The following is a 14602-nucleotide window of genomic DNA, read 5'->3' on the forward strand; positions in this document are numbered from 1 at the left end:
CGGTCATCTTCGGCCACCAGAAGTAGAAGCCGGAGAACATCGCGAACACCACGGTGCCGAACACGACGTAGTGGAAGTGCGCGACGACGAAGTACGAGTCCGACACATGGAAATCCAGCGGCGGCGACGCCAGGATGACACCGGTCAGGCCGCCGAACACGAACGACACCAGGAACCCGAGCGAGAACATCATCGGCGTCTCGAAGGTCACCGAGCCGCGCCACATCGTGCCGATCCAGTTGAAGATCTTCACACCCGTCGGCACCGCGATCAGCATCGTCATGATCGCGAAGAACGGCAGCAGCACCGCACCGGTCACATACATGTGGTGCGCCCACACCGCCACCGAGAGCGCAGCGATCGCGATCGTGGCGTAGACCAGGGTCTTGTACCCGAAGATCGGCTTGCGGCTGAACACCGGCAGCACCTCGGAGATGATCCCGAAGAACGGCAGCGCGATGATGTACACCTCGGGGTGCCCGAAGAACCAGAACAGGTGCTGCCAGAGCAGCACGCCGCCGTTCGCGGGATCGTAGATGTGTGCGCCGAGCACACGGTCGGCAGCGGCCGCGAGGATCGCCGCGGCGAGCACCGGGAACGCCATCAGGACCAGGATGCTGGTGACCAGCGTGTTCCACGAGAAGATCGGCATCCGCCACATCGTCATGCCCGGGGCGCGCATGGTGATGATCGTCGTGACGAAGTTCACGGCGCCGAGGATCGTGCCGAAGCCGCTCATGCCGAGGCCGAGCATCCAGAGGTTTCCGCCGACGCCAGGCGAGAAGCTCGCGTTCGCGAGCGGCTGGTAGGCGAACCATCCGAACGCCGCCGCGCCCTGCGGAGTGAGGAAGCCGGCGACGGCCAGCGTGGAGCCGAACAGGAACAGCCAGAACGCGAACGCGTTCAGCCGCGGGAACGCGACGTCGGGCGCGCCGATCTGCAGGGGCATGATCACGTTCGCGAAACCCGCGAACAGCGGGGTGGCGAACATCAGCAGCATGATCGTGCCGTGCATCGTGAAGAGCTGGTTGTACTGCTCCTTGGTCGGGATGATCTGCATACCCGGCTCGAAGAGCTCGGCGCGCATGATCAGGGCCATCACTCCGCCGAGCATGAAGAAGAGCACGGAGGAGATCAGGTAGAGGTAGCCGATCGTCTTGTGGTCAGTGGAGGTGATCCACTTGACGACGATGTTGCCCTTCTGGGCGGTGCGCGTCGAACTCAGCAGCGCGGCCTGGCGAGGCGGGAGGGTCGTCGGGCGTCCCGGAGTGTTGTCCTGCAGCGGAAGCGTGGTCGCCATGATCAGTCGCCTTCCTCGCGCTCTTGTGCGCCGGTGCCCGGGTAGCTGCCGAGCCGATCGTATTCGTCGTTTATGTCGCCGGTCTGGCCCGCGGAACGCAGCGATTCGAGGTAGTCCTCGTACTCGGCTTCGCTGACCACCTTGACGTTGAAGAGCATCGCGGAGTGGTACTCACCACACAGCTCGGCGCACTTGCCCGCGTAGGTGCCCTCGCGGGTCGGCGTGAACGACCAGAAGTTGTCCCGCCCGATGTACATGTCCTTCTTGTACAGGAAGTCGATGACCCAGAACGAGTGGATCACATCGCGGGACTGAAGCAGGATCTTGACCGACTTGTCGACGGGCAGGTAGAGCGTGGGCAGCTTCTCCTGGTCGACGTCGCCGTTCGCGGCCGGCTGTGCCTGCACGCCCATCGACCAGACCGCGTCCGAGCGGTCCTCGTCCTCACCGTTGTACTGGAAGTCCCACGCCCACTGCTTGCCGATCGCGATGATCGACACGTCGGGGTCTTCGGTCTGCGTCTCGAGGATCGTCTGGTCGCGGGCCGTGAAGGCGAAGAAGCCGATCACCAGGATGAGGGGAACGATCGTGTAGAAGATCTCGATCGGCATGTTGTAGCGCAGCTGCACCGGCAACCCGACCTGCCCCTTGCGACGGCGGTAGGCGATGGCCGCCCAGCCCATCAGACCCCACGTGACCAGGCCCACCGCGAGCAGGACGATCCAGGAGTTGACCCAGAGCCCCGCGACCATGTCGGTGCGGTTCGTGGCCGGAGTTCCGTCCTCCACGAAGCCGGGAAGGTAGCCGTGAAGCTCGGTCGGGGTGCACCCCGCGAGCGCGACAGCCGTTGCGATACCGATGGGAAGAACAGCCCAGCGGAGGCGGCGTTTCGAGGGCACGGTGCACCTTTCCGGGTCGCGATTGTGACTCCGCCAGTCTAGAGCAGACTCCTAGCGGATTCGGGCCATCCGCCCAGGTTGCCCCGCGTCGCGGGGCGAGGAAATCAGGCCCGCCGCTCGATGAGCGGGCGGGCCTGAGGCGGGATCACGTGGGGATCAGTGGAAGCTGTCGCCGCACGCGCAGCTGCCTGCCGCATTCGGGTTGTCGATGGTGAACCCCTGCTCGGAGATCGTGTCCTTGAAGTCGATCTGAGCGCCGTCGAGGTACGCAACGCTCATGTCGTCCACGATGACCTCGACCCCGTCGAAGTCGACGGTCTTGTCGCCGTCGAGATACCGCTCGTCGAAGTAGAGCTGGTAGATCAGGCCGCTGCATCCGCCGGGCTGAACGGCGACGCGCAGCCGCAGGTCGTCACGACCCTCCTGCGCGAGGAGGCTCTTCACCTTCAGCGCCGCAGCGTCGGTCAGGGCAACGCCGTGGGCACGGACGGTCTGGTCAGTCGACAGTGCAGTGTCGGTCATGGCACTCCTCCGGACGGGCCGCGATCGCGGCGGGATGAGTCGATTCTACGCCCGGCGGCTTGGAACCGGCTCCAAACCGCTCCGAGTGCCACTACGCCACGGTGCGGGCGTCGAGCTTCTCGAGCAGGAGCGCCTCAGCCAGCACCGCGTTGCGGAACGTGTCCAGGTGCAGCGACTCGTTGGGGCTGTGCGCGCGGGCGTGCGGGTCCTCGACGCCGGTGACCAGGATCTGGGCACCCGGAAACTCCCGGACGAGGTCGGCGATGAAGGGAATCGAGCCGCCGACTCCGATCTCGACGGGCTCGACGCCGTAGGCCTCGTGCATCGACTGCAGGGCCGTGGCGACGGCCCATCCGCTGGTGTCCACGAGGAAGGCGTCGCCGTAGTCCTGATCAGTGAAGGTCAGCTGCGCACCGAATGGCGCATGCTCGCGCAGGTGCGCCTCGATCGCCGAGTACGCCTCCCGGGCGGGCTGTCCCGGCGCGACGCGCGCGCTGATCACGACCGAGACGGCGGGAGTCAGCGTGTTCGACGCATTCGCGACGCTCGGCGCGTCGATCCCGGTGACCGTGATCGAAGGCTTGTTCCAGATGCGGCTGAGGATCGTGCCCCGGCCGACCGGGCTCACACCGGGGGGCAGCCCAGCCTCATCACGCAGGGTCTCCTCGGTGTAGGCCGGCGTCTCGGCGTCCCGCTCGGTGAGCCCTTCGACGGCGACTGCGCCGTCGTCGTCCCACAGGGTGGCGAGCAGCTTGACGGTCGCCATCATCGCGTCGGGCACCGCTCCCCCGAACATGCCGGAATGCGACGCGTGGTCGAGGGTCTGCACCCGGAGGGTGAAGCGGGTGTTGCCGCGCAGCGAGACGGTCAATGCAGGAGTGCGCGCGTCCCAGTTGCCCGAGTCCGCTACCACGATCACGTCGGCGCGGAGCGCTTCGGCGTTGTCGGCGAGGAACTGCGCGAACGACCGCGAGCCGGCCTCCTCCTCCCCTTCGATGAAGAGAGCCACGCCGAGGTCGAATTCGTCCCCCAGTGCGTGCTTCACCGCGCGCAGCGCTGCGACATGCGCCATCACTCCCGCCTTATCGTCCGCGGCGCCTCGGCCGTACAGGCGCCCGCCCCGAACCGTCGGCGCGAACGGCTCGGACTCCCAGAGGGACTCGTCACCGACCGGCTGCACGTCGTGATGGGCGTAGAGCAGGATGGTCGGGCGCCCGTTGCGTGCCACGCGCGTCGCCAGGACTGCGGGCTGTCCGACCTCTTCCGAGCCGGGAATGGCTGCGCGCCGGATCTCGACGGATTCGAACAAGCCGAGCTCCTCGACCAGAGCGGCGACCGCCTCCGCGCTGCGTTGCACCTCACTCACGTCGAATCCCGGAAACGCGATCGAAGGGATGCGGACGAGGGCGCCGAGGTCGGCGAGGGCGGCGGGGATACCGGAGGCCGCGGCGTCGCGCACAGCATCCTGACGGGTGGGGGCAGTGTCCATGCGGGTAATCTTAAGGTGCTTCCCGATCGAGACATCGAGGTTCCACCGTGGCCAAGACACCCGCAGCTCCCGTCCCCGCCGACGTACCCTCCGAGGGGACGCTCAGCGGCAAGGGCCGCGCGACTCCGACGCGTGCCGAGCAGGAGGCGGCGCGAAAGCGTCCGCTCGTCGCCGACACGAAGGAGGCGAAGGCCCGCGCCAAGGCCGAGATGGCTGCCCAGCGCGAGAAGGCCCGCGTCGGCATGGCCGCCGGCGATGACAGGTACCTCCCCGTGCGCGACAAGGGCCCGCAGCGCAAGTTCGTGCGCGACTACATCGATTCCGGCTGGCACCTCGGCGAAGCGGTCATGCCCGCCATGGTGCTCGTGATCCTCGCGACCTTCATCCCGATCCCGGCCATCCAGTACTACTCGTTCATCGGATTGTGGATCTTCATCCTCTTCGTGATCGGCGACATGATCCTCACGTCGATCCGGGTCAAGCAGGCCGCGCGCAAGAAGTTCGGCGCGGACCGGATCGAGAAGGGCCTCGGCTGGTACGGGGCCATGCGGATCATTCAGATGCGCTTCATGCGGCTGCCCAAACCGCAGGTCAAGCGCGGACAGCGCCCCGCCTAGGCTCAGCCGCGCTTCAGCCCGCGGTTGATCTGCCGGGCCCATAGCGGACCGCGGTAGAGGAACGCCGTGTAGCCCTGCACCAGGGTGGCCCCGGCATCCAATCGTTCACGCACGTCGCCTGCGGTCTCGACCCCGCCCGCGGAGATCACGACGAAATCCGCCGGCACCGCTGCGCGTACGAGGCGAAGCACCTCCAGAGCCCGATCCTTCAGCGGGGCTCCCGACAGGCCGCCGTCGCCTGCGGCGGCGACGATGACGGGGTCGGTGCGCAGACCGTCGCGTGCGATCGTCGTGTTCGTCGCGATGATGCCCGACAGGCCGAGACCCACCGCGAGCCGCGCCACCGCGTCGACCTCGTCATCGGGCAGGTCGGGCGCGATCTTCACGAGCAGCGGAGTCGACCGCGCGGCATCCCGAACCGACGCGAGAAGCGGCCGCAGTGTCTCGACGGCCTGCAGACCGCGCAATCCCGGCGTGTTGGGAGATGAGACGTTGACGACGAGGTAGTCGGCCAGCGGGGCGAGCAGGGTGGCGCTGCGGACGTAGTCGTCGGCGGCATCGGCGACGTCCACGACCCGGCTCTTGCCGATGTTCACGCCGAGAACGGCGCGCTTCGATAGGCGCCTCAGCCTGTTGAGCCGCCGTGCGGCCGCCTCCGCCCCACGATTGTTGAATCCCATCCGGTTGACGACCGCGCGATCGGGGATCAGCCGGAACAGGCGCGGCCGAGGATTGCCCTCCTGCGCGATGGCGGTGATGGTCCCCACCTCGACATGCCCGAAACCGAGCGCGTAGAGCCCGCGGGCGGCGCGGACGTCCTTGTCGAACCCTGCCGCGACGCCGAAGGGCGACTCGAAGGACAGGCCCAGTGCCGTCGTCCGCAGCTCGGGAGCGGGACGGGTGAGGCCGCGGGCTGCCCACGCGAACGGCGGGACCCCCAGGAGCCGGATCACCATGACCGCCGCGTGGTGGGCCGTCTCGGGATCCATGCGTGCGAGGACGGTCCGGAAGAGGAGGGGATACATCGCCTCCAGGCTATCCGCTCGCGGACAGCCGTCAGGATTCGACGGCGGCCTGGGCGTCGGCGTCGACGCGCGGGTGATCGGCGCGGAGCTGCCCGATCGCGGACTCGAAGTCCTCGAGCGAATCGAAAGCCTGGTAGACGCTCGCGAAACGCAGGTAGGCGACCTCGTCGAGTTCGCGGAGCGGCCCCAGGATCGCGAGGCCGATCTCATTCGTGTCGACCTGCGATGACCCGGTCTGGCGCACCGACTCCTCGACCTTCTGCGCGAGTACCGCGAGGTCGCCTTCGGTGACGGGCCGACCCTGGCAGGCCTTGCGCACGCCCGACATGACCTTCTCGCGGCTGAACGACTCGATCACGCCCGAGCGCTTGATGACGTTCAGGCTGGCCGTCTCGATGGTGGAGAACCGACCGCCGCACTCGGGGCACTGACGCCGGCGACGGATGCTGAGACCGTCGTCGCTGGTTCGCGAATCGATGACGCGCGAATCGGGGTGACGGCAGAAGGGGCAATGCATGGCGGAGACAGACTACGCCTGGAATCGGGCCTCGACGGCCTCGCCGTGCGCGGGGAGGTCTTCGGCCTGGGCCAGCGTGACGACGTCTTCGCGCACCTCGGCCAGCGCCGCGCGGTCGTAGTCGATCACCTGCTGCGGTCGCAGGAACGTCGCCGCCGACAGTCCGGCGGCGTACCGCGCCTGACCGCCCGTCGGGAGCACGTGGTTGCTTCCCGCCAGGTAGTCGCCGAGGCTCACCGGCGAGTCGGGCCCGACGAAGACGGCGCCTGCGTGGACGAACGCGTCGGGATTCGGGGCGGCGAGGTGCAGCTCGAGATGCTCGGGGGCATACGCGTTGCTGAAGGCGGTCGCGGCGGCGAGGTCATCCACCAGGACGATCGCGGACTGCGGCCCGGTGAGAGCGGCGGCGACGCGTTGGGCGTGGCGGGTGCGTGCCGCGCGCGGACCGATCTCCGCATCGACCGCGGCGGCCAGATCCTCCGATGCCGTCACCAGCACGGCGGACGCCTGTTCGTCGTGCTCGGCCTGGCTGATCAGATCGGCGGCGACCAGGCGCGGGTCGGCCGTGTCGTCGGCGACGATGAGGATCTCGGTGGCCCCGGCTTCGGCATCCGTTCCCACCACACCTGCGACGGCCCGCTTCGCGGCGGCCACGAAGTTGTTGCCCGGACCCGTGACCACATCCACCGGGTCGAGCCCGAGGGCCGGCACACCGTACGCGAAAGCTCCGATCGCCCCCGCGCCGCCCATCGCATACACCTCGTCGACGCCCAGCAGCCGCGCTGCGGCGAGGATCACCGGGTGAACGCGTCCGCCGTGCGCGCGCTGAGGGGGCGATGCGAGGGCCACCTCGGAGACCCCGGCGACCTGCGCGGGGACGACGTTCATCACGACACTCGAGGGGTAGACCGCCTTGCCGCCGGGAACGTAGAGCCCGACGCGGCGGACCGGCTGCCACCGCTGCACGACGCGGGCACCGGGCGCCAGCTCGGTCACGGATGCAGGAGGCACCTGTGCGGCGGACGCCTGCCGCACTCGGCCGATCGCCTCCTCCAGCGCCGCCCGCACGCGCGGGTCGAGTCCGCCGACCGCCTCGTCGAGGTGAACGGACGGCACTCTGATGTCGTGGCCGACCGCCCCGTCGAACCGCTCGGCCTGCTCCCGCAGTGCCTCTTCGCCGCGGGCGGCGACATCGGCGACGAGAGTGGCTGCGATGGCGAGCGCCTCCGCGCGAGCAGCCGCGGCGCGCGGCACGATCGCCAGGAGTTCTGCCGGAGAGAGGGCGCGACCGCGCAGGTCGATCGTGCGGAGCATCGTTTTACGTTAGCGCGAGGAGCGGCGGCCGCTCAGCCGCGCATCACGCCCGACACGTCGTGCAGGTAGCCGACGCGACCGTCCTCGTGGCGCACGACGAAGACCTCGCCGCGATCCTCGAGAACCAGCGCCCACGCCGTGGGCCCGATGCGGAAGATCGGCGCACCGCGGTCGTCGACCACGTCGCGCTCCTCGGGCGACAGGGCCCAGAACGCCTGCTGGCTGGGCTGAGGCTCGTAGTCCACGGTGTCGACGGGCTCGAACGTGTCGCGCGACTGCACCGGCGCCCAGGCGTTCTGCTCAGCCGTCGTCGAATCGGTGTAGACGGGTTCGGTGTACGGCGAACCGTACGGGGAGGGGGCGTCGCGAGTGTTCGCGTCGGGGTAACCGCCGACGAACGCCGCGGTCTCTGCGTTCGGCTCCGAGGCCTTCGGGCGCACGGGGCGTGGCGGGCGCTTCGCGACCGGCGGGATCGGGCGTGCGTTGCGGTGCGCGGGGATCTCGGGCCGCCCGCTGAAGTCCTCGGCGAACGGCGGGATGAACGGCGCGAGGACGGTGAGCACGACGCCGGCGAGCATGAGGAAGAACTCCACCCACACCACCCAGCCGTAGATCCAGACGCTCGACTCGACCACGACGGCTACGTTGCGCCACAGGAGCGTCAGCCACACCACGGCCGAGACCGAGAACGCGACAGAGGCGAACTGGTCGATTCCCAGAGACCCGACTCGCCGGATCCCATCGGGCGAGAACCGGCGCAGCACGATCAGGAAGACGGCGACCGACGGCAGCGCGATCGTGAGTATCCAGTCCAGGCCGTTGGTCCACACAGAGCCGCCGAACAGCAGCTGGGCCATTGCCTGCTCGCTGGCGACGGAGAAGAACGAGATGACGAAGGCGACGAGCCACACGCCGACCAGCGCCACTTCGCGCACCGAGAACGGCCCGACGCCGTACTGGGGCTTGCTCTTCGCCTCCGTGTCGGCGACTGTCCCACCGGTGTCGGTACTCTCGTCCACTTGGTCGTCGGTCACGATGATCCTCTCCCCTGCCGCTCACGCGGCCAGCAACGAACCGATACTACCGGCGGCTCATGAGACGGCGGTGAGGACCGAGGCCGGGATGGCTAACCGAGACACTGCGGACCCAGGAGGCCTTTCAGCTCGCCGTAGAGATCCGCAGTCACCCGCACCGGATGCGGGACGTCGAACACCTTCGCCATGCCGGCCTTGTGCAGCCTGAGCGTCACCTCGGTCGAGCCCCCGTGTCGCGCCAGCACCTGGGCCAGTTCCGTGACGATTCCTTCGGTCGCGCGGTGCTCGGGCAGGACGAGCACGAGAGGGCCTGAGGCGTCCATCGACCCGAGGTCGGGTGCGAGCGCCGACACGGCATGGAGGTTCAGGCCGTCGTCGCGGCGTGAGATCCGTCCGCGGACGACGAGGATCGAGTCCGCGATGAGCATCGACTGGAACTCGGTGTAGGTCTTGCCCATGAACATGACGGTGACCTCGCCGTCGAAGTCCTCGACGGTGATCAGGCCGTAAGGATTGCCGCTCGATTTGGCCACGCGGTGCTGCACGCTCGTGACGAGGCCGGCGACGGTGACCTGATCGCCGTCGCTGAGATCCTCGGAGGCGAGCAGGTCGTGGATGCTGATCGACGCGTGTTTGGCCAGCGCGATCTCCAAACCTGCGAGGGGGTGATCCGAGACGTACAGCCCGAGCATCTCGCGCTCGAACGCCAGCTTGTCCTTCTTCGTCCACTCCGGTCGATCGGGAACCTTCGTGACCTTGTGCGGCTCGTCGTCGCCCCACAGCGAGTCGAAGTCGAACCCCACCTCGCCGTTGGCTTCGCGGCGCTTGTCGAGCACCGCCTGCTCGGTCGCGTCCTCGTGGATCTCCATCAGCGCGCGGCGGGTCGAGCCGAGCGAGTCGAAGGCGCCCGCCTTGATGAGTGATTCGACCGTGCGCTTGTTCGCGACGTGCACGGGGACCTTGGAGAGGAAGTCGTGGAACGACTCGAATGCGGCGTCCTGGCGCGCGGCGACGATGGAATCGACGACGTTCGTGCCCACATTGCGCACCGCTCCCAGTCCGAAGCGGATGTCTTCCCCCACCGCCGCGAAGTAGCGGATGGACTCCCCTACGTCGGGCGGCAGGACCTTGATCCCCATGCGGCGGCACTCGTTGAGGTAGACCGCGAGCTTGTCCTTGGCGTCGCCCACGCTCGTGAGCAGCGCGGCCATGTACTCGGCCGGGTAGTGCGCCTTGAGGTAGGCGGTCCAGTACGCGATCAGTCCGTACGCCGCGGTGTGCGCCTTGTTGAAGGCGTAGTCCGCGAATGATTCGAGCACCTTCCACAGCGCCTGCTGGGCGGCTGCGCTGTACCCGTTCTGCGTCATCCCGCCGAAGAAGTCCTCCTGCTGCTTGTCGAGCTCGGACTTCTTCTTCTTTCCCATGGCGCGCCGCAGGATGTCGGCCTGGCCGAGGCTGAACCCGGCGAGCTTCTGTGCCGCCGCCATGACCTGCTCCTGGTACACGATGAGGCCGTACGTGGTGCCGAGGACGTCCGCGAGCGGCGCCTCGAGCTCGGGATGGATCGGCTCGATCTGCTGGAGCCCGTTCTTGCGCAGCGCATAGTTGGTGTGCGAGTTCACGCCCATCGGTCCCGGACGGTACAGCGCGAGGACAGCGGAGATGTCTTCGAAGTTGTCGGGTTTCATGAGGCGCAGCAGGCTCCGCATCGGACCGCCGTCGAGCTGGAAGACCCCGAGGGTGTCACCGCGGGCCAGCAGCTCGTAGGACGCGGCGTCGTCCAGCGCCAGGTCTTCCAGGACGAGCTTCTCGTCGCGGTTGGCGGTGATGTTGTCGAGCGCGTCGTCGATGATCGTGAGGTTGCGCAGCCCCAGGAAGTCCATCTTGATCAGGCCGAGCGCCTCGCACGCCGGGTAATCGAACTGCGTGACGATCTGCCCGTCCTGCTCCCGCTTCATGATCGGGATGATGTCGATCAGCGGCTCGCTCGACATGATGACGCCCGCCGCGTGCACGCCCCACTGGCGCTTCAGGTTCTCCAGGCCCACCGCCGCGTCGAACACCGTCTTGGCTTCGGGATCGGTCTCGATCAGGAGGCGGAACTCGGACGCCTCCTTGAAGCGCGGGTGGTCGCGGTCGAACATGCCCTCCAGCGGCATGTCCTTGCCCATCACGGCGGGCGGCATCGCCTTGGTCAGCCGCTCCCCCATGCTGAACGGGAAGCCGAGGACCCGCCCGGCGTCCTTCAGCGCCTGCTTGGCCTTGATGGTGCCGTAGGTCACGATCTGCGCGACGCGCTCATCGCCGTACTTCTGCGTGACGTACTGGATCACCTCGCCGCGACGCCGGTCGTCGAAGTCGATGTCGAAGTCGGGCATCGACACACGGTCGGGATTGAGGAAGCGCTCGAACAGGAGACCGTGCTGCAGCGGGTCGAGATCGGTGATGCGCATCGCGTAGGCGGCCATCGAGCCGGCTCCGGAACCGCGGCCGGGGCCTACGCGGATGCCGTTCTCCTTCGCCCAGTTGATGAAGTCGGCGACCACCAGGAAGTAGCCCGGGAAGCCCATCTGCACGATGACATCGGTCTCGAAGTCGGCTCGCGCCCGCGCGTCGACGGGGATACCCGCCGGGTAGCGCACGTGGAGCCCGCGCTCCACCTCTTTCACGAACCAGCTCTGCTCGGTCTCGCCCGCGGGCACCGGATAGCGCGGCATGTAGTTCGCGCTCGTGTCGAAGCGGATGTCGGCGCGCTCGGCGATCGCCAAGGTGTTGTCGCATGCCTCCGGGTGATCCCGGAAGATATGCCGCATCTGCGCCGGAGTCTTGAGGTAGAACTCCTCACCCTCGAACTTGAAGCGCTTCGGGTCGTCGAGGGTCGAGCCGGACTGAACGCACAGCAGTGCTGCGTGGCTCTTGGCGTCATGCTGATGCGTGTAGTGGAGGTCGTTGGTCGCGACCAGCGGCAGGTCGAGCTCTTTGGCGAGTCGCATCAGGTCGTTCATCGTGCGGCGCTCGATGTCGATGCCGTGATCCATGACCTCGGCGTAGAAGTTGTCCTTGCCGAAGATGTCGCGGAATTCCGCGGCCGCAGCCTTCGCCGCGTCGTACTGCCCCAGCCGCAGCCGGGTCTGCACCTCGCCGCCCACGCAGCCGGTGGTGGCGATCACCCCTTTGGAGTAGGTCTGCAGCAGCTCGCGGTCGAGGCGCGGCTTGAAGTAGTAGCCCTCGAGCGACGCGTAGGACGACATCCGGAAAAGATTGTGCAGACCCACGTTGTCTTCGGCGAGGAGCGTCATGTGCGTGTAGGCGCCGGAGCCCGAGACGTCGTCGTCGTTCTGATCGGGACTGCCCCAGCGCACGCGCGCCTTGTCGGCTCGGTGCGTGCCGGGGGTGACGTACGCCTCCATGCCGATGATCGGCTTGATGCCGGTCTCGGTCGCCGTCTTGTAGAACTCGAACGCCCCGAAGGTGTTGCCGTGGTCGGTGACGGCGATCGCCGGCATCCCTTGTTTGGCGGCCTCCTCGATGAGCGGCTTGACACGCGCGGCTCCGTCGAGCATCGAATATTCACTGTGCACATGAAGGTGAACGAAGGAGTCGGCTGTCACGGATCGAGACTACCTTCGGGCTCCGACGTGCGGCCTCGCGCACGCCGGTGCCGACCGGCGTGCCCCGATCAGGGTGCGCTGTCGACCACCGTCATCGTCGTGATCACGCGGTGATCCGGCACGGAGTCGGGGATGATCGCGCTGCCGGGTGCGCGTGTTCCACTGCTGCCGACGACCAGACCCGTCTCGTTGTCGACAGACAGGGTCAGGCGCTCGGCACCGGCGATGTCGATGTCGATGGACAGCGTCGTGATGTCTCCCTCCACGGACTGAACGGCGACTCCCTCGAGCAGCGACAGAACCCGGAACATCGAGGCGCGCAGGTCTGCCGGCGCGGCGTTGAGCTCCAGATCCATGATGACCGCCTGGGCGAGGATCTCCGTCGCGTACTCCTCGTCCTCGAGTCCGTTGTACTCCCAATACCAGTCCAGGAGGGCTTGCGGATCGCGAGGCATGGCCGCGTAGTACTCGGCCGAGCCGGTCGTGTAGCCCGACTCCAAGGGCTCGATGAGACCGCCTTGGACGCGCTGGACGATCGGCTCGGTCCGCTGCACCTCGTCCTCCCACTGGGCGGCGAGGGCCTCCGCATCCGGCCCGTACCAGGCGACCACCGTGGTGTCCGGGTTGAACACGCGAACCCACTCCCCGTTCCTGTCCTCCGGGATGTAGGTGTCGTACGAACTCGTGACCAGCCAGCCCGCTTCCGCCTTCGACCGCGCCGAGCTGTACGGAGCGGCATCCACGATGTCCGCGTCGTACGTCACGATGTATTCGAGGCGCGACTGGACCAGCAGGTACTGTCCCGGCTGCAGCACTGGGCTCGACAGCGGAGCCAGCTCTGCAGCGTGCTCGAGAACCGCCACGGCACCGACGACCTCCGTCGGCGGTGTGGTCGGCGGGGGTGGCGTGACCACCACGTCCGGCGGAGTCGGAGTCGGCGTCACAGCCTCGACGACCACACCCTGCGGAGTCGTCACCGCGACCACAATGGCCGCCGCAGCGGTCGCGGCGGCGAGAACGCCGCCGACCCCGCCGATGCCGATCCACATCCCCCTGCGGCTCCGTGAGGCGTGCGGACGCAATCCGTCGCGCACACGGTAGTACGCTGCCGCGACCCGCGCCTCGGTCAGTTCTACATCGGCGCCGATGTCACGCACGCGATCCAAGACGTCCATCCGCTTCCTCCTCTTCCGTTCGCATCGAACCGGCTCCGGGTTGTGAACCCGGGGGTGCGAGCTTGCGACGCACGCGGTTCAGCCGCGACCGGACCGTTCCAACCGGAATGCCCTGCGCGACTGCGATCTGCTCGTACGTGAGATCCCCCCACGCGTACAGAAGCAGTGTGTCGCGATCCCTCGCGGCGAGGGCGGCGATGCGCGGGGCCAGTGCCCGCAGGTCCGCCGCGGCATCCGCTCTCGTCCCCACCACGTCGATGGCGCCATCGGTCGACGGCTCCACCTCGCTCGCCGAGGCCTGGAACGCTCTCCACTGCGCCGCCTCCCTGCCACGATGCTTGCCGATCAGGCGAGAGGCGATGCCCAGCAGCCAAGGCTTCGCGGAGTCCCAGGACGGGTCGAAGTCTCGGCGGCGGCGGAAGGCCACGAGGAACGTCTCGCTGAGGATGTCTTCCGCGACATCCCGGCCGACTCGGCGTGCCGCGAACGCGCCGATCACCCGCGCGTGTCGCTCGAAGAGCTCGGCGAACGCGGACGGCACCTCGATCGAGCGCCGGATGATCTCGCTGTCGGGGCTCACAACAGGTATTGCCCGGATCGGCCGATACGGTTCACGTTCCCATGGTGATCCGATGGACCGGCCCCCGCCAGGGACCCGGTCCCGCGGCGACCTAAGCTCGACGCATGCCCATTCCCGACTTCATCGTCGAGCTCCGCCGCCATGTCGGGCACATGCCGCTGCCCCTTGCAGGCGTCACGGCCGTCGTCGTGCGTGGCGATGAGATCCTGCTCGGGCACCGCAGTGACAACGGCGCCCTCACCCCCGTCACGGGGATCGTGGACCCCGGCGAGGAACCGGCGGATGCCGCGTGCCGCGAGGCCCTCGAGGAGGCGGGCGTGGTCATCCGCGCGGAGCGTCTCGTCTGGGTGCACCAGATCGCGAGGGTCACGTATGACAACGGCGACCAGTCCGACTACCTCGACCTGACCTTCCGGTGCCGTTGGATCTCGGGCGAACCGTATCCAGCGGACGGGGAGATGAGCTCGGTCGGCTGGTACCGCGTCGAACCGTCGACGATGGATCGTCTTGACGAGGATA

General features: G+C 67.9%; 13 protein-coding genes. 2 read left to right on the top strand and 11 right to left on the bottom strand.

Going from position 1 to position 14602, the window contains the following annotated elements; translation table 11 throughout:
* The 4 genes from VFX99_RS09625 to VFX99_RS09640 form a co-directional block, all read right to left on the bottom strand.
* A partial coding sequence (locus VFX99_RS09625; protein ID WP_329666077.1) for a cbb3-type cytochrome c oxidase subunit I occupies positions 1–1300 on the bottom strand: 1300 nt, incomplete at its 3' end.
* 2 nt (positions 1301–1302) lie between these two features.
* Entirely contained in the window at positions 1303–2199 is an 897-nt protein-coding gene (coxB, locus tag VFX99_RS09630) for a cytochrome c oxidase subunit II (RefSeq protein ID WP_329666078.1), read from the bottom strand.
* 156 nt (positions 2200–2355) lie between these two features.
* Complete coding sequence (gene erpA, locus VFX99_RS09635) at positions 2356–2721, bottom strand: iron-sulfur cluster insertion protein ErpA (RefSeq protein WP_329666079.1); 366 nt, start codon at positions 2719–2721, stop codon at positions 2356–2358.
* A gap of 91 nt (positions 2722–2812) precedes the next feature.
* Positions 2813–4210, bottom strand: coding sequence for a dipeptidase (locus VFX99_RS09640; protein WP_329666080.1), 1398 nt, complete (start codon positions 4208–4210; stop codon positions 2813–2815).
* 47 nt (positions 4211–4257) lie between these two features.
* On the opposite strand from VFX99_RS09640, the gene VFX99_RS09645 reads away from it, so the two are divergent.
* Positions 4258–4827: a DUF3043 domain-containing protein gene (locus VFX99_RS09645; RefSeq protein WP_329666081.1), complete on the top strand. Its 570-nt coding sequence runs from the start codon at positions 4258–4260 to the stop codon at positions 4825–4827.
* Between the two features lie 2 nt (positions 4828–4829).
* On the opposite strand, the gene VFX99_RS09650 is transcribed toward VFX99_RS09645, so the two are convergent.
* From VFX99_RS09650 to VFX99_RS09680, 7 genes are all read right to left on the bottom strand, one after another.
* On the bottom strand, positions 4830–5852 hold the full coding sequence (locus VFX99_RS09650) for a quinone-dependent dihydroorotate dehydrogenase (protein ID WP_329666082.1): 1023 nt from the start codon (positions 5850–5852) through the stop codon (positions 4830–4832).
* A 31-nt stretch (positions 5853–5883) separates the two neighbouring features.
* On the bottom strand, positions 5884–6369 hold the full coding sequence (gene nrdR / locus VFX99_RS09655; RefSeq protein WP_329666083.1) for a transcriptional regulator NrdR: 486 nt from the start codon (positions 6367–6369) through the stop codon (positions 5884–5886).
* A 12-nt stretch (positions 6370–6381) separates the two neighbouring features.
* On the bottom strand, positions 6382–7683 hold the full coding sequence (gene hisD, locus VFX99_RS09660) for a histidinol dehydrogenase (RefSeq protein ID WP_329666084.1): 1302 nt from the start codon (positions 7681–7683) through the stop codon (positions 6382–6384).
* 32 nt (positions 7684–7715) lie between these two features.
* Positions 7716–8717, bottom strand: coding sequence for a hypothetical protein (locus VFX99_RS09665; RefSeq protein ID WP_329666085.1), 1002 nt, complete (start codon positions 8715–8717; stop codon positions 7716–7718).
* A 92-nt stretch (positions 8718–8809) separates the two neighbouring features.
* Positions 8810–12328, bottom strand: coding sequence for a DNA polymerase III subunit alpha (gene dnaE / locus VFX99_RS09670; RefSeq protein WP_329666086.1), 3519 nt, complete (start codon positions 12326–12328; stop codon positions 8810–8812).
* Between the two features lie 68 nt (positions 12329–12396).
* Positions 12397–13503, bottom strand: coding sequence for a hypothetical protein (locus VFX99_RS09675; RefSeq protein WP_329666087.1), 1107 nt, complete (start codon positions 13501–13503; stop codon positions 12397–12399).
* Positions 13478–14083: a sigma-70 family RNA polymerase sigma factor gene (locus VFX99_RS09680; RefSeq protein WP_329666088.1), complete on the bottom strand. Its 606-nt coding sequence runs from the start codon at positions 14081–14083 to the stop codon at positions 13478–13480. Before VFX99_RS09680 ends, VFX99_RS09675 begins: the two co-directional genes overlap by 26 nt.
* Before the next feature lie 104 nt (positions 14084–14187).
* On the opposite strand from VFX99_RS09680, the gene VFX99_RS09685 reads away from it, so the two are divergent.
* The coding region (locus VFX99_RS09685; protein ID WP_329666089.1) for an NUDIX hydrolase at positions 14188–14602 on the top strand (415 nt) is incomplete at its 3' end.

It is taken from the genome of Microbacterium sp., assembly GCF_036277215.1.
Lineage (GTDB): Bacteria > Actinomycetota > Actinomycetes > Actinomycetales > Microbacteriaceae > Microbacterium.